This window comes from Leifsonia sp. KNZ12-8B, assembly GCF_056755495.1.
In genome coordinates this window covers 1-15,764 of record NZ_JBPGXM010000094.1, presented here as the reverse complement: position 1 = coordinate 15,764, position 15,764 = coordinate 1, and the positions used below count along the sequence as shown (strand labels likewise).

Sequence of the window (15,764 nt, the reverse complement as noted above, 5' to 3'; positions counted from 1 at the left end):
CTGCACGCCGCCACGCTGCCCGCCGCCACCCCGCCCGACGAGCTCGGCGGGATCGCGGGGCTCGCCTCGCGCGTGATGCTGCTGCTCGGCGAGTTCGGCGTCGGGGTCTGCTCGTTCGCCGAGGTCGCGTTCCCGCCCATCCCGAGCGAGGTCATCCTGCCGTTCGCCGGCTTCCTCGCCCGCCAGGGCTCGCTGAACGTGGTGCTGGTGCTGATCGCGGCGACGCTCGGCAGCCTCCTCGGCGCCGTGCTCCTCTACCTGCTCGGCCGCACGCTCGGCGAGGAGCGGGCCATCCGCCTCCTGGCGAAGCTGCCGCTGGTCGACGAGTCCGACTTCCGGACCGCCGCCGACTGGCTGCACCGCCACGGCCGCGGCGCCGTCTTCTTCGGGAGGCTCATCCCGCTCGTCCGCAGTCTCATCTCGCTGCCCGCCGGGGCGACGCGGATGCCGTTCGCCGTCTTCGCGCTGTTCACGCTCGCGGGCACACTCGCCTGGAACACGGTGCTCGTCGGCGCCGGCTACCTGCTGGGCACGCAGTACGAGCTGGTGGACCGCTACTCGGGCGTCATCGACGTCGTGATCTACGTCGCGATCGCCGTCACGGTCGTCTGGCTGATCGTCCGGCGCGTGCGCCGGAATCGTGCGTCGCAGCGGCAGGAGGCCCGGGAGTGACGGAGCCGGCGCAGGCGGAGCCCGGCACGACGGCGGAGCCCGGCACGACGGCGGAGGTCGATCGCGCCCTCGTGCGCCGCCCGTGGGGCATGCTCGGCTGGTTCGCGATTCCGGCTGTCGTGCTCGTGATCCCGTACCTCTTCTTCGCGACGTGGGTGCAGTTCGAGCTCGACGCGGCCGGCCTGATCGACCAGCACCCGCTCGCCGACGCCGGCGAGGAGGACGTGGGTATCATCATGGGCCTCGCCCCGGCGCTCTTCGTGCTCGCCGCGACGCTGTTCGTGACGCTCGTCACCTTCCCGTCCCGCGCGCGACCCGTGAGCCGATCACAGGGGCGTGAGCCGATCACACGGGCGTGATGGAGCCGGCTGCGGGACTCGAACCCGCGACCGCTCGCTTACAAGGCGAGTGCTCTACCAACTGAGCTAAGCCGGCGCACTGGACAGCGTAGCGGAGCCGGGCTCAGCCCGCCGACGGGGTCGGGGTGGGGGTCGCGGTCGACGTGTACTCGTCGCCCTGCGCCTGCAGCACGAACGCCTTGAAGTCGTCGGCGTCGGTGAGCGAGCCGGTGTACGGCTTGCCGTTGACGAGCACGAGCAGGGCGTTCGTCATCTTCTGCACGTCGGAGTTCGGGATGGGCCCGCTCAGCGCGCGGTCGCTCGCCTCGGTGACCCAGGTCTTGAACCGGCCGTCGTCGATGCAGGCGTCGATGTCGCTCTTCGCGCGGGCGCCCGCAGCCGCGACGCGCTGCTTCAGCTGCTGGTCGGTGAGTCCGGGGCTGCCCTCCTTCGGCTGCTTCTCGAAGAGGGAGGCGTTGAACTTCCAGAAGGCGTCCGGCGAGTAGTTGGCCACGCAGGCTGCGGCGTTCGCGGCGCGCAGCGAGTACTTCGTGCCGGCGGAGTGGCTCGTGTAGATGGCGACCGGATGCATCTCGACCGTGACGGCGCCGGCCTTCACCAGCGGCTCCAGCTGGTCGAGGTTGGTGCGCTGGAAGTCGCCGCAGAGGTCGCAGAGGTAGTCGGCGTAGATGCGGATGTCGACGGTGCTGCCGCTCGGGTCCGGCTCGCTGGCCACCGGCTTGGCGTCGGCGGCGAGCGCCGCCGTCGTCTTCACCTGCAGCTCCGAGCCGACCACGACGCCGTCGCTGGCCATGTTCTTCGGACCGGGGACGGTCGGGCGGATCGCGCTCACGATGACGACGGCGACGATCGCGGCGACGGCGAGCACGCCGACGACGATGCCGCCGCCGAGCAGGGCGCGCCTCCTGCGATCCTTGCGCTGCTGCGACGTGCGCAGCTGCCGGGCCTTCTCGCGGGCCGCGGCGCGCACGTCGCCGGGACGGCCCTCGTCGGATTCGGTCATGCGTATCAAACCTCGGGGTGCTTCGGGGACTGCGCGGGGGGACGCAGTGTGTGGTGCGGCGAGCGCACGCAACCGGACGATCGTAGAACGCCTGTCTGGGAATCGACCAGACGGCGGCTGGACGCCGGGCGACCTCCGGGAGGCTGCCCCCCGAACGCGGTTCGGAGCACCCCCTCCCATGCCATACTATGGTCGCTGAGGCGACGACGCCCACGGACGTCGACGCCACGTTCATCCATTCACAACGGATCGTCCGGCACGTACCTGCCGGTGAAGGAGACAGAAAGACAATGGCGACAGTCACTTATGACAAGGCCACCCGGCTCTACCCGGGATCGAACCGTCCCGCGGTGGACTCCCTCGACCTCGAGATCGCCGACGGCGAGTTCCTCGTTCTCGTCGGCCCCTCCGGCTGTGGCAAGTCGACCTCCCTCCGCATGCTCGCGGGGCTCGAGGAGGTCAACGACGGCAACATCTTCATCGGCGAGCGCAACGTCACCGACGTGCCGCCGAAGGACCGCGACATCGCGATGGTGTTCCAGAACTACGCGCTGTACCCGCACATGACGGTCGCCGAGAACATGGGCTTCGCGCTCAAGATCGCCGGCGTCGGCAAGGAGGAGCGTGCCCAGCGCGTCCTCGAGGCCGCGAAGCTGCTCGACCTCGAGCCGTACCTCGGCCGCAAGCCGAAGGCCCTCTCGGGTGGTCAGCGTCAGCGCGTCGCCATGGGCCGCGCGATCGTCCGCTCCCCCCAGGTGTTCCTCATGGACGAGCCGCTGTCGAACCTCGACGCCAAGCTCCGCGTCCAGACCCGCACCCAGATCGCCTCGCTGACCCGCCGCCTGGGCGTCACCACGGTCTACGTCACCCACGACCAGACCGAGGCGCTCACCATGGGCGACCGCATCGCGGTCCTCAAGGACGGCGTGCTGCAGCAGGTCGGCACCCCGCGCGACCTCTACGCGCAGCCGAACAACGTCTTCGTCGCCGGTTTCATCGGCTCGCCCGCCATGAACCTGTTCACGGCCGACGTGACCGACGGCGGCATCAAGTTCGGCAACGCGGTCGTCCCGGTCGAGCGCGAGACCCTCGCGTCCGCCGGCTCCACGGTCACCATCGGTGTCCGCCCGGAGGACGTCGTCGTCTCGAACACCGAGGGCAGCGGCCTGAAGGTCACGGTCGACCTCGTCGAGGAGCTCGGCGCCGACGGCTACCTGTACGGCCACTCCGAGCTCGACGGCAAGCGCACCGACATCGTCGGCCGCGTCGACGGCCGGGTGCACCCGAACGCGGGCGACACGGTCTACATCACGCCGAAGCCGGGCCACGTCCACGTCTTCCACTCGGAGTCGGGCGAGCGTCTCGGCGGCGCGGTCGTCGACTGATCGACCGAGTCCAGCTCCACTCTGCCGCAGTCCGCACGCCGGACTGCGGCAGAGTGCTTTTCCGTCGCAGCACCACGCCCCACCCCGAGAGGTAACCCATGGCCGGATCCGTCACCATCACCGCAGCGACGGTCGAGCCCGCGCTGCTCGACCTCCCGTGGAACCTCCCGCTCGAGGACTGGTCGAGCGAGCACATCGCGCTGCTGCCGAAGGGCATCAGCCGGCACCTCGTGCGCTTCGCGAACCTCTCCGGGTACGTCATCGCCATCAAGGAGACGACGGCCGAGATGGCGCAGCGCGAGTACGACATGCTGCGCACGCTGCAGCGGCTGGACGTGCCGTGCGTCGACCCGTTCGCGGTCATCAAGAACCGTGAGGACGACGACGGCAACGCGCTCAACGCCGCTCTGGTCACCCGGCACCTCAAGTTCTCGCTCCCCTACCGCGCGCTGTTCTCGCAGACCCTGCGGCCCGACACCGCGACGCGCCTGGTGGACGCGCTCGCGGTGCTGCTGGTGCGCCTCCACATCGTCGGCTTCTTCTGGGGCGACGTGTCGCTGTCGAACACGCTCTTCCGCCGCGACGCGGGCGCCTTCGCCGCCTACCTGGTCGATGCCGAGACCGGCCAGCTCTACGACGGCCTCTCGAACGGGCAGCGCGAGAACGACCTCGAGATCGCCCGCGTCAACATCGCCGGCGAGCTCATGGATCTGGAGGCCGGCGGCCGCGTCGACGAGTCGCTCGACCCGATCAAGGTCTCCAACGGCATCGTCGCGGCGTACCGGTCGCTCTGGAAGGAGCTCACCGGCAGCGAGTCGTTCTCCTCGTCGGAGCGCTGGCGGATCAGCCAGCGCGTCGAGCGGCTCAACGAGCTCGGCTTCGACATCGAGGAGCTCGCCATCAAGACCTCCGATGAGGGCACGACCGTGCGCATCCAGCCGAAGGTCGTGGACGCGGGCCACCATCAGCGCCGCCTGCTGCGCCTGACCGGTCTCGACACCGGCGAGAACCAGGCCAGGCGCCTCCTGAACGACCTCGACTCGTACGCGGCGACCCTGGGCACCGAGGGGCTCGACGAGGAGGCGTCGGCCCACGAGTGGCTGCTGCGCGTCTTCGAGCCGGTGGTCCGCGCCATCCCCGCCGACCTCAAGGGCAAGCTGGAGCCGGCGGAGGTGTTCCACCAGCTGCTGGAGCACCGCTGGTTCATGTCGCAGACCGAGGGCAGGGACGTGCCGCTGGCGGAGGCGCTGACCTCGTACATCAACGACGTGCTGCGTCACCGCCGCGACGAGGCCACCGTGATCGGCCCGCCGACGGAGTCCTTCAGCGCGATCACGTCGTCGTCGGCCGCCGACGACGACGAGGACGCCGACGACTGGCGGTCGAAGGTCTGATCGCCGGGGTCCGCCCGGCCGCCGTGATCGACCGCGTCGATCGCGGCTGCCTGGGCGTGCGGTGAGTGCGGCCGGCGGCCGACCGGGTAAGGTCGTCGGGGGCGTCGAGTGAGAGGAGCCGGGAACTGCATCCGAAGATCATCCCCTTCGTGGTCGCCGGTCTGATGGCCGTGCCGACCGCCGGGATCGTCGTCTCCCCCGTCACCCCGGGAACGCCCGTGCCCACGCCGAAGACGGCCGCCACGGCCGCGCCGGCGCCCGGCACCGTGCGGCCCACGACCTCGCCGACGCCGACGCCGGCACGCACGGCCACCGCGACGCCCGCTCCGGCGTCCCCCTCTCCGGAGCCTTCGTCTTCGGCACCGGTGCCGGCCGCCACGGCTCAGCCGTTCGCGGGCCGGCCCGCGTCGCCCTTCCCGGGCACCGTCCCCGACTCCACGCTGCAGCAGGATCGGCGGGTGTGGCAGCAGCAGCTGCAGGCCGACCCCCAGCAGCGGGTCAAGCAGGTCTCGATGGCCGCGATCGGCGACTCGATCACCGCCTTCACCGACCGCGACGGCGACGCGACCCCCTGGTCCTGGGTGCGCACCGCGGCCGTCGGCGGCGTCAGCGACGCCGGTGGCTACCGCCACTGGGGCGACAGCACCGCCCAGATCCTCGCGCACACCGGCCGGCTGAAAGCCGACGTCGTCGTCGTGATGGCCGGCACCAACGACATCGGCAACGGGAGCCGACCGGTCCCCACGGCCCGCACGGTCGCGAACATCACCGCGATCTTCGACCGCACCGGCGTCAAGACCCGCATCCTCTCCGCAGTGGCGCCGAAGAACGACGGCGGCGCCGCGACCACCCTGAAGCTCAACCAGGCGCTGCGCCAGCTCGCCGCCCAGAAGGGCTGGACGTTCGTCGACCCGTGGACGACCCTCCGCACCAGCAGCGGCCGTTGGGTCGCCGGGGCCACGGTCGACGGCACGCACCCCACCGCACGCAGCGGCGCCATCGCGGGGGCCGCCCTGCGCGCCGCCGTCGTAGCGGTGTCGCCGGACCGCAGCATTCTCCGCTAGCAGCGACCTCCTGCCGCGCCTCCCCGCGCGGCGGCCGTGAGGTCACCGCTCCGAGAGAGGTCGACTCACCGCGATGTCTTCGCCGCTCCGGCGAGGGCGAGGGACGCCAGAGCCTCCGGGGACACCACCCGCTCGCCGCCCGCCGAACGACCGGTCGCCGTGGCGACGATGCCCACCGACCCGGCGCGCACATCCCGTGCGGCGATGCGATACGTCACGGTCGCCGTCGCCGTCTGCCCGGGCTTGAGCACTCCCCCGACGCCCGGCCAGTCGTACTCGAGAGCGCTGGGGCTGAGCCGCTGATCCTGCTGCGGAGCCGCACGCTCACCGGCGATCGCCACCTTCCGGATCGTCGCGCCGCCGGTGTTGGTGACCGTGAAGGTGAACCGGACGAGATCGCCGACGCCGCCGGTCGCACCGGGAGCAAGGGCGACGGACTCGGTCAGGGCCAGTGTCGTGGGCGTCGTCGCCGGCATGGTGGGCTCCACGGTCGGCGCTGGAGTAACCGCGCCCGTCGGCGTCACCGAGGGTGTCGGCGTCGGCGTCACCGAGGGTGTCGCGGTCGGCGTCACCGAGGGTGTCGCGGTCGGCGTCACCGTGGGTGTCGCTGTCGGCGCCGCCGTCGGCGTCACGGCCGGCGGCCCGGCGAGGGGCAGCGCTGCGGTCGACTCGTTGCTCCCTCTCGTCCGGTTCACCGCTCCCACCAGGTCGCCGTGCGCGGTGGCCGTGTTCCAGATGCCGCCGGCGTCGACGTCGGACTGCTTGATCACGTACGTCGCTGTCGCGACGACCTTCTCACCCGGCGCCAGGTACCCCTCGGCGCCCGGCCACTGGTAGGTCATCGCCGACAGGCCGTCCAGCGGGTCCACGATCACCACGTTGCGCAGCGAGAGAGCGCCGGTGTTGGTCGCCGTGAATCGGTAGGTGACCACGTCTCCCGCGCTCCCGCCGGTCGTGCCCGCGACCTCCTTGAGCAGATCCAGCGTCGGAGTCGCCCCGAGCGGAACCGTCGCGGGCGCCTTCCCGCCGTCGACGGCGGACCCGTCCGGAGCCCGCCCGGCCGACGAGGCGACGTTCGAGACCGCGCCGGCGTCGGCATCCGCCTGGGTCACCGTGTAGGTCGCGGTGGCCCGCACCGTCTCTCCCGGCTTCAGCACGCCCTGCGATCCCGGCCAGATGTAGACCAGCGCCGACAGCCCCGGCAGCGGATCGGTGATGACGACGTTCGTCAGCGTGGTGACACCGGTGTTCGTGGCCGAGAAGGTGTAGTCCACCGTGTCACCGGCCTTGCCCACCTGCCCCGGTGCCAGCGTGCCCGTCTTCGTGATGTTCAACGAGGCGTTCTGTGCGAGCGGGACCGTTGCCGACGCCCGACCGCCGTCGACCGGGGAGCCGTCAGGAGCGACGCCACCGGAGGTCGCCACGTTCGAGATCGAGCCGGCGTCCACATCCGCCTGCGTGACGACGTACGTCGCGGTCGCGGTCACCGTCTGACCCGGCCGCAGCGTCCCCGCGACGCCGGGCCAGCTGTAGCGAAGCGCGGAGAGCCCCGGCAGCGGGTCGGCGATGACGACCTGCGTCAGGGTGGCCGGACCGGTGTTGGTGGCCGAGAACGTGTAGTTCACGGTGTCGCCGGCCTTGCCGGTCGCCCCGGGAGCGAGGGCAGCGACCTTGCTGATGTTCAACGACGCGCCCTTCGCGAGCGGCACGGTGGCCGGAGCGCGACCGCCGTCGACCGGTGAGCCGTCAGGTGCCCGCCCGGCCGACGAGGCGACGTTCGACACCGCACCGGCATCCACGTCCGCCTGCCTCACCGTGTAGCTCGCCGTCGCGGTGACCGTCTGCCCCGGCTTGAGGACGCCCGCCGCTCCGGGCCACGTGTAGACCAGCGCCGACAGCCCGGCCAGCGGATCCGTGATGACGACCTGCGTCAGGGTCGTCGCACCGGTGTTCGTCGCCGAGAACGTGTAGTTCACGATGTCACCGGCCGTCCCGGTCGCCCCCGGGGCGAGGGCCGCCGTCTTGTGGATGTTCAGCGAACCGCCCTGGGACAGCGGCACCGTCGCCGGAGCGCGCCCGCCGTCCACGGTCGACCCGTCCGGAGACCTCCCCGACGACGTCGCCACGTTCGAGACGGCGCCGGAGTCCACGTCGGCCTGGGTGACGGTGTAGGTCGCCGTCGCCGTGACGGTCTGCCCCGGCTTCAGCACGCCCGCCGTCCCGGGCCAGATGTACTCGAGAGCCGACAGTCCGTGGAGGGGGTCGGTGATCACCACAGCGGTCAGCGTGACCGGACCGGTATTGGTAGCAGAGAACGTGTACGTGATCGTGTCCCCGGCCTGACCGCGTGCACCGTCGCCGAGCCGGGCCGTCTTGGTCACGTTCAGGGCGCCTCGGTGCGCCAGCGGCACCGTCGCCGGAGCGCGGCCGCCGTCGACGAGCGAGCCGTCCGGAGCACGGCCCGCGGACGTCGCGACGTTCGACACCGCACCGGAGTCCACATCCGCCTGCGTCACGGTGTACGCCGCGGTCGCCGTGACGGTCTGTCCCGGCCGCAGCGTCCCCGCGGTATCGGGCCAGGAGTAGCTCAGTGCCGACAGGCCGGGCAGCGGGTCGGCGATCGCGACGTTGGTCAGGGTCGTGGCGCCGATGTTCGTCGCCGTGAACAGGTAATTCACGGTGTCGCCCACCGCGCCGATGGCACCAGGGGCGAGCGCAGCGGTCTTCGTGATGTTCAGCGCGGAGGAGCCCGCCAGCGGCACGGTGGCGGGCGCCTTGCCGCCGTCCACCGATGACCCGTTCGGCGCCCGGCCTGCCGACGACGCGACGTTGGAGACCGAGCCCGCATCCACGTCCGCCTGTGTGATCGTGTACGTCGCGGTCGCGGTGACCTTCTGGCCGGGGGCCAGCGTGCCAGGCGCGCCCGGCCAGGTGTACGTCAGCGCGGAGAGGCCCGGGAGCGGGTCCGTGATGACCACGTTCGTCAGCGTCGTCGAGCCCGTGTTGGTCGCGCTGAAGAGATAGTTCACGGTGTCGCCGGCCTTCCCCGTCGCGCCCGGTGCCAGGGAAGCGGTCTTGGTCACATTCAACGAGGACGGCTGGCCCAGCGGCACGGTGGCCCGCGCCTCATTCGACCTCACGGGAGCGCCCGAGGAGGTCGTGCCATCGGCGACGGCCAGGTTCGACACCGAGCCGGCGTCGATGTCCGCCTGCTTCAGCGTGTAGGTCGCGGTCGCAGTGACCCGCTGGCCCGGCTGCAGGACCCCCGGAGCGCCCGGCCACTGATACGTCAGCGCGCTCAGCCCGGCGAGCCGGTCACTGACCGTGACGCCGTTCACGGTCACGCGCCCCGTGTTGATCACGGTGAACGTGTACTGCACCACGTCTCCCGCGACGCCGGACTGGCCAGGAGTGAGCTGCGCCGACTTCGTCAAGGTCAGCTCGGGGGTGACATTGAGCGGGACCGTCGCCTGCGCCGGCCCTGATGGGACGCTGCTGCCGTTGGGCGCCCGGCCCGTTGCGGTGGCGACGTTGTTCACCGACCCCGCGTCGATGTCCTTCTGCGCGATCGTGTACGTCGCCGTCGCTGTCACGCTCTGTCCAGGCATGAGCACCCCGGGCGCACCCGGCCATTGGTAGGTCAGTGCGCTCATCCCGGCGAGCTGATCGACCACGGTGACGTTGGTCAGGGTCTGGTCGCCGGTGTTGGTGGCGGTGAAGGTGTACTCCACCCGGTCACCGACCACCCCCTGCGCCCCCACGGCGAGCTTCGCCGTCTTGGTCAGCGACAGCTGCGGGTTCCCGCTCAGCGGGATCGACACGGAGGCCTTGCCGCCGTCCACCGGAACCCCGGCCAGGGTGGCGCCTCCTGCCGAGGCGGTGTTGTCCACCCGCCCGGCATCCACATCCGCCTGCGTGATCGTGTACGTCGCCGTCGCGGTGACCTTCTGCCCCGGCGCGAGCATCCCCGGCGTGCCCGGCCACTGATACGTCAGCGCACTCAGCCCGGCGTGCGGGTCGCTGATCGCGACGTTCTGCAACGTCACATCACCGGTGTTGGTCGCCGAGAACGTGTACGTGACCTGATCGCCGGCCTTGCCGGTCGCGCCCGGCGCCAGCGCACCCTGCTTGGTCATCGAGAGACCCGGCTTCGGGTTCAACGTCACCGTCGCCGGAGCCTTGCCGCCGTCCACCAGTGCGCCACCCGGATCCCGGCCCGTCGCACCCGCGACGTTCGAGACCGCACCGGCATCGACATCCGCCTGGGTCAGCTTGTACGTCGCGGTCGCCGTCACCGACTGCCCGGGCAGCAGTGTTCCGACGACACCCGGCCATTGGTACGTCAGGCCGGACAGCCCCGGCAACGGATCGGTGATCGTCACGCCCGTCAGCGTCACGTTGCCGGTGTTGGTCGCGGTGAACGTGTAGTTCACCGTGTCGCCCGCCTTCCCGGTGGCCCCCGGCGCCAGCGCCGCCTGCTTGGTGATCGACAGGCTCGGCGCCTGCACGACGGTCGTGACGGCCGTCGACGAATTGTTCGACGTGTTCGGATCGAGGTCGACACCGGCCACCGTCGCGGTGTTCGTAACCGTTCCTCCGCTGGCGGTGGGTGCCGTCCCGGACAGTTGGATCGGACCGAAGGAGGACCCGGCGGGCAGCACGATCTGCGACGCCGCCCTGGGGTCCGCGCACGAGAGGAGCGCTGCCGTCGTCACGTTCGAGCTCTGCACGGTGCAGCCCGGTGGAGCGACGGTGCAGACGAGGTCCCGCCCGCTGAGGGAGCAGCCCGGCGGCGCCGAGACGATGGCGGGATTCGACACGTTCGCAGGAATCGCGTCGCTGATGATGAAGCCGTGCGAGCCCCAGGGCCCCCGGTTGGAGACGGAGATGCTCCACGTGATGGTGCCACCGCCGCTCACCGTGGCCGGCGCCGTCTTCGTGATCGCGAGGTCGACCTGCGGGAGCAGCACCACCGTCGCGAACTGACCGGTGGGCGCCGTCCGCTGCGGGCAGATCCAGGAGGTCCACGGAATGACGATCGCGTTGCGATAGGCGACGGAGAAGGAGAAGCTGGAGATGCTCCCCTTCAGCTGCAGCACGCCGAACGAGGGGGTGCCCTCGTTGACGCAGGAGTTGGCGTTCACTGCGCTCTGCGGGTACTGCCACGTCGCCGTGCCGCTGCGCACCCACTTGCCCGTCGGCTCGCGCAGTGTCGTGAATGCGGCCGAGCCGGCCGCCGCCCCGTTGATCGAGCTCAGCGTGCTGTCGTACCAGCCGATGATGCAGCCCATGTTGACCGACTCGCTGGTCGACCAGTAGCGCCCGCTCGAGAGACCGAACGGGACGATGGGGTCGATGAGCGGCGTCTTGAAGCTCACCGTGTACGTGAAGGTCTCGCACGTGACCATCTGGTAGCGCGATCTGCCCTGGACGCACGACGGATCGCCGCCGTTGGTGTGCACCGCCATCCCCTCGCGGTCGGAGCCGGAGCCGGCTTGCACGACGTGCTTCGACGTGCTGATCGACAGCGTGCCGCCGGGGAGCGCGGCGAGGTTGCCGGGAAGCTGCCCGCTCGCCGTGCTGTTCGACGTCTGCGTCCACGCCATCGTGTTCGTGCCCGGGTACGAGTAGTCGGCGGCCGTGGCCGCGCCCGCGGGGACGAGCACCGCGAGCAGGACCGCGAAGACGGCGACGACGGCGACCGCCGCGCGCACAACACGCCCGGGGGACGAGGCTGTACGCTCTCCCGTCCCGTGGCCCGTGTGCCCGTACGACCTCGTGAGTATGCCGCTCATGGTGCCCCCTCCACAGCCGCGAGGGGCCGGTCCGGGCGCCTCGCGTGAAATCTGACATTCACTCGAAGCTAGCCCGCAGGGCGAAGAGAGTCGACGTCACCCGAATGGGTTACGTGGGAAAGAGCGAGAATTGCGTGGGCGCCACGGAGATATCGCGGGAGCGATCAGCCCCGCGGCGGCTCAGGAGGCGGCGCCCGCCTTCTTCTCGGCGCGCAGCTTGGCGATCTCGTACAGGGTGACGCTCGCGGCGATGCCGGCGTTGAGCGACTCCGTGCTCGCACTGATCGGAATCGACACGACCGCGTCGCAGGTCTCGGTGACCAGGCGCGACAGGCCCTTGCCCTCGCTGCCGACGACGATCACGACCGGGCGGTCGGCGAACGACAGCCCCGGCAGGCTCGTGTCCCCTCCGCCGTCGAGCCCGAGCACGAACACGCCCGCCTGCTTGAACGCCTTCAGCGTCTGCGTCAGGTTCGCGGCCATGGCGACCGGGGTGCGCGCCGCGGCGCCGGCGGAGGTCTTCCACGCGGCGGCGGTCATGCCGACCGAGCGGCGCTGCGGGACGATGACGCCCTGCCCGCCGAACGCCGCCGTCGAGCGGATGATCGCGCCCAGGTTGCGGGGATCGGTGATGCCGTCGAGCGCGACGAACAGCGGGGTCTCGCCCTTGCGGATGGTGAGGTCGAGCAGATCCTGCGGGTGCGCGTACTCGTACGGCGGCACCTTGAGCGCGACACCCTGGTGCACGGCGTCCCGGCCGGCGAGCCGGTCGAGCTCGGGGCGCATGACCTCCAGCACCGGGATGGCGCGGCCGGTCGCGATCGAGAGGATCTCCTTCATCCGGTCGTCCATCTCGAGCCGGGCCGCGACGTAGAGCGTGGAGGCGGGGATGCGCGCGCGCAGCGCCTCCAGCACCGAGTTGCGACCGGTGACGATCTCGCTCTCGTCGCCCGACTTGGCCCGGCGGGCAGCGCCGGACGCACCGCGCGGGGTCGCGTCGCGGCCGCCGCCGCGCTGCGCGGCCTTCGCCGCGGCGCGCTCGCGCAGCACCTTCGCCTTGTGGGCGACGTGCCACTCGCGGTCCTCGGCCTTCGGCGTCGGTCCCTTGCCTTCGAGGGCCTTCCGGCCGTGGCCGCCTGTGCCGACCTGGGGGCCCTTCTTGCCCTTGCGCACGGCTCCGGCGCGGGGCTTTCCACCCGAGTTCTTCATGGTTCGATGCTCCAATGCGACCCCGTCGGGGTGTCTTCGATGGTGATTCCCGCGGCTGTCAGCTCGTCGCGGATGCGGTCGGCGGCGGCGAAGTCGCGGGCCTGCCGCGCCTCCTGCCGGTCGGCGAGCAGCCGCCCGACCAGCTGGCCGAGCGCCGCGTCGGCGGCCGACGAACCCGCCGCGCTCCACTGCGGCGACAGCGGGTTGATGCCGAGCACCTCCGTCATGGCGAGGACGTGCCCGCGGGCGGCGGCCGCCGCCTCCAAGTCTTCCGCATCCAGCGCCGCGTTTCCTGAGCGCACGGTGTCGTGCAGCACGGCGAGCGCCTGCGGCACGGCGAGGTCGTCGTCCATCGCCTCGGCGAACGCCCCCGGCACCGTCTCCACCCCGCTGCCGGCGAACCGGGTGCCCTGGAGGCGGCGATCGACGCGCTCGAAGAAGCCGGCGATGCGGTCCAGCGCGGCCTCGGCCTCCTCCAGGCTCCCGTCGTGGAAGTCGATGGTGGAGCGGTAGTGCGCCGAGCCGAGGTAGTACCGGACCACGATCGGCCGTGCGGCGCCCAGCAGGTCGGCCGCGTAGACCGAGTTGCCGAGCGACTTGCTCATCTTCTGGCCGTTCACGTGCACCAGGCCGTTGTGCACCCAGTACTGCGCGAAGTCGTCGCCCGCCGCGGTCGACTGCGCCAGCTCGTTCTCGTGGTGCGGGAAGCGGAGGTCGAGGCCCCCGCCGTGGATGTCGAACGACGGCCCGAGGTACCGCCGCGACATCGCGGAGCACTCGATATGCCAGCCGGGACGGCCCTCGCCCCACGGCGACGGGAACGCGGCAGAGGCGGGCTCGTCGGCCTTGCGGCCCTTCCAGAGCGCGAAGTCGCGCGGGTCGCGCTTGGCGCGCGGGTCGGCGTCGGCCGCCGCCTCCATGTTGTCGATGCTCTGCCGGGTGAGCGAGCCATACGACGGCCAGCTCTGCACGTCGAAGTACACGTCGCCGGAGCCGTCTGGCGCGACGTACGCGTGACCGCGCTCGATGAGGCGCGCGATGATCTCCTGCATCTGCGGGATGCTCGCGGTCGCCCGCGGCTCGTACGTGGGAGGCTGCACGCCGAGCGCGGTGTAGCCCGCGGTGAACTCCAGCTCGAACCGGTAGGCCAGCGCCCACCACTGCTCGCTGCTCCCCTGTTCCTGCGCGGCGGCCGCGTTGACCAGGATCTTGTCGTCGATGTCGGTGACGTTGCGCACCAGCGTCACGTCGAGCCCGCGGTACACGAACCAGCGGCGCAGCTGGTCGTAGACGAGGGCGGAGCGCAAGTGCCCGATGTGCGGCGACGACTGGACGGTCGGACCGCAGACGTAGATCCCCACCTTGCCCGGTTCGAGCGGGATGAAGTCGCGCAGGGCGCCCGCCTTCGTGTCGAAGAGTCGCAGAGTCACGCCCTACAGCCTAGAGGGCGGGCCGCTCGATCGCCCGGGCCGTTGCGGGCCGCGCTTCATCGGGCCGGCACCACCAGCGCCGTCGCGAACGCGGCCAGCCCCTCCCCGCGGCCGGTGAAGCCGAGTCCGTCGGTCGTGGTCGCACTGACCGCCACCGGGGCGCCCAGCACGTTCGACAGGGTGTCCTCGGCCTCCCGCCGGCGGTTCGAGAACCGCGGCCGGTTGCCGACCAGCTGCACCGAGACGTTGCCGATGCGGAAGCCCGCCTCCTCGACCAGCCGACGCGTCTCCTCCAGAAACACCGAGCCGTGCGCACCGGCGAGCCGCGGGTCGCCGGTGCCGAAGATCCCGCCGATGTCGCCGAGACCGGCCGCAGAGAGCAGCGCGTCGACGATCGCATGCGCCACCACGTCGCCGTCGCTGTGCCCGGCGAGCCCCGGCTCGTCCGGCCAGTACAGTCCCGCGACCCAGAGCTCCGCCGACGGGTCGAAGCCGTGCGTGTCGCTGCCGAAGCCGACGCGAGGGAGGCTCGCCCCGGCCAGCACCTCCTCCGCCCGGCGCAGATCGAAGGGCGTGGTGACCTTGAAGGCGTGCGCGTCGCCGCGGATCACGGTGACGGCGTGACCCGCCGCGGCGACGAGTCCGGCGTCGTCCGTCTCGTCGGTCTCGGCGGCGGCGTAGGCGGCGAGCAGCTGCGCCGCGGGGAAGCCCTGCGGCGTCTGCACGGCGGAGAGCTGCGACCGGTCGACCGTCTCGTGCACCGCGCCGTCGGCGCCGACGCGCTTGATCGTGTCGCTCACGGGAAGACCGGGGACGATGCCGTGCCCGGTCGCGACCACCGCCTCCACCACCTCGTCGAAGAGCGTGGAGGGCGTCAGCGCACGGGCCGCGTCGTGAACGAGGATGACGTCCGTCCCGTCGTCGAGGAGCGACAGCCCTTCCTGGACCGACCGCTGGCGCGTCTCCCCACCGGGCACGACGTCGATCAGGCGGCCGAACACGGTGAAGCCGAGCCGCCGCGCCTCGTCCATCCGATCCGCCGGCACCACCACGACCGGCTCGGCCGGATGCCGCATTCCCCGGACCGCATGCAACGAGCGCTCCAGCAGCGACTGCCCCGCGAGCGTCACGAACGCCTTCGGGACGTCGGCGCCGAGCCGGGTGCCGGATCCCGCGGCGACGATGACGACCGCGACCCGCGGCCCGGTGGTGGAAGCGGCGTTCGAGGTCATGAGGCGACCCTACCCGCCGCCGACTCGTGACATCATGTCGCCTCTCGCGCCGAGTCGTGACCTGAGCTCACGACCCGGCGGGGGTCCGGGAGCCGGAAACGTCGAGGGCCCCCCCGCCCCGGGGGGGGGGGGGGCGGGGGGGGGGGGGGGGGGGGGGGGGGGGGGGGGGGGGGGGGGACACGGACCCGGCCCCCCCCGGCGCGGGGGGGGGGGGGGGGGGG

General features: G+C 71.7%; 10 protein-coding genes and 1 tRNA gene. 5 read left to right on the top strand and 6 right to left on the bottom strand.

Annotation, left to right across the window (positions count from 1 at the left end):
- Both ACR9ZG_RS13460 and ACR9ZG_RS13455 read left to right on the top strand, forming a co-directional pair.
- Positions 1 to 672 carry a DedA family protein gene (locus ACR9ZG_RS13460; RefSeq protein ID WP_481285356.1) on the top strand — a complete coding sequence of 224 codons (672 nt, stop codon included), beginning with the start codon at positions 1 to 3 and terminating at the stop codon, positions 670 to 672.
- Complete coding sequence (locus ACR9ZG_RS13455) at positions 669 to 1,031, top strand: hypothetical protein (RefSeq protein WP_481285355.1); 363 nt, start codon at positions 669 to 671, stop codon at positions 1,029 to 1,031. The genes ACR9ZG_RS13460 and ACR9ZG_RS13455 overlap by 4 nt, the downstream gene beginning before the upstream one ends.
- On the opposite strand, the gene ACR9ZG_RS13450 is transcribed toward ACR9ZG_RS13455, so the two are convergent.
- Positions 1,032 to 1,107, bottom strand: a tRNA-Thr gene (locus tag ACR9ZG_RS13450).
- Between the two features lie 27 nt (positions 1,108 to 1,134).
- A complete protein-coding gene (locus ACR9ZG_RS13445; protein WP_481285354.1) occupies positions 1,135 to 2,034 on the bottom strand; it encodes a DsbA family protein in 900 nt (299 codons plus the stop codon).
- 290 nt (positions 2,035 to 2,324) lie between these two features.
- Between ACR9ZG_RS13445 and ACR9ZG_RS13440 the strand changes: the two genes are divergently transcribed.
- From ACR9ZG_RS13440 to ACR9ZG_RS13430, 3 genes are all read left to right on the top strand, one after another.
- On the top strand, positions 2,325 to 3,419 hold the full coding sequence (locus ACR9ZG_RS13440; protein ID WP_481285353.1) for an ABC transporter ATP-binding protein: 1,095 nt from the start codon (positions 2,325 to 2,327) through the stop codon (positions 3,417 to 3,419).
- A 98-nt stretch (positions 3,420 to 3,517) separates the two neighbouring features.
- Positions 3,518 to 4,813 (top strand): DUF4032 domain-containing protein, encoded by a 1,296-nt coding sequence (locus ACR9ZG_RS13435; protein ID WP_481285352.1) that lies wholly within the window; start codon positions 3,518 to 3,520, stop codon positions 4,811 to 4,813.
- Positions 4,814 to 4,962: 149 nt separating this feature from the next.
- Positions 4,963 to 5,877, top strand: coding sequence for an SGNH/GDSL hydrolase family protein (locus ACR9ZG_RS13430; protein ID WP_481285351.1), 915 nt, complete (start codon positions 4,963 to 4,965; stop codon positions 5,875 to 5,877).
- Between the two features lie 65 nt (positions 5,878 to 5,942).
- Here ACR9ZG_RS13430 and ACR9ZG_RS13425 read toward each other — a convergent pair whose 3' ends face one another.
- From ACR9ZG_RS13425 to ispD, 4 genes are all read right to left on the bottom strand, one after another.
- Complete coding sequence (locus tag ACR9ZG_RS13425; protein ID WP_481285350.1) at positions 5,943 to 11,591, bottom strand: beta strand repeat-containing protein; 5,649 nt, start codon at positions 11,589 to 11,591, stop codon at positions 5,943 to 5,945.
- 261 nt (positions 11,592 to 11,852) lie between these two features.
- Complete coding sequence (gene rlmB / locus ACR9ZG_RS13420) at positions 11,853 to 12,881, bottom strand: 23S rRNA (guanosine(2251)-2'-O)-methyltransferase RlmB (RefSeq protein WP_481285349.1); 1,029 nt, start codon at positions 12,879 to 12,881, stop codon at positions 11,853 to 11,855.
- Positions 12,878 to 14,311 (bottom strand): cysteine--tRNA ligase, encoded by a 1,434-nt coding sequence (cysS, locus tag ACR9ZG_RS13415; RefSeq protein ID WP_481285348.1) that lies wholly within the window; start codon positions 14,309 to 14,311, stop codon positions 12,878 to 12,880. Before cysS ends, rlmB begins: the two co-directional genes overlap by 4 nt.
- Before the next feature lie 56 nt (positions 14,312 to 14,367).
- On the bottom strand, positions 14,368 to 15,543 hold the full coding sequence (gene ispD, locus ACR9ZG_RS13410; protein ID WP_481285347.1) for a 2-C-methyl-D-erythritol 4-phosphate cytidylyltransferase: 1,176 nt from the start codon (positions 15,541 to 15,543) through the stop codon (positions 14,368 to 14,370).
- Positions 15,544 to 15,764 lie beyond the last annotated feature (221 nt).

What these genes read in the sequence shown, in the direction of transcription:
- ACR9ZG_RS13445 (WP_481285354.1), bottom strand. Translation starts at nt 2,034, where the DNA reads ATGACCGAATCCGACGAGGGCCGTCCCGGCGACGTGCGCGCCGCGGCC.
- ACR9ZG_RS13440 (WP_481285353.1), top strand. Translation starts at nt 2,325, where the DNA reads ATGGCGACAGTCACTTATGACAAGGCCACCCGGCTCTACCCGGGATCG.
- ACR9ZG_RS13435 (WP_481285352.1), top strand. Translation starts at nt 3,518, where the DNA reads ATGGCCGGATCCGTCACCATCACCGCAGCGACGGTCGAGCCCGCGCTG.
- rlmB (WP_481285349.1), bottom strand. Translation starts at nt 12,881, where the DNA reads ATGAAGAACTCGGGTGGAAAGCCCCGCGCCGGAGCCGTGCGCAAGGGC.
- ispD (WP_481285347.1), bottom strand. Translation starts at nt 15,543, where the DNA reads ATGACCTCGAACGCCGCTTCCACCACCGGGCCGCGGGTCGCGGTCGTC.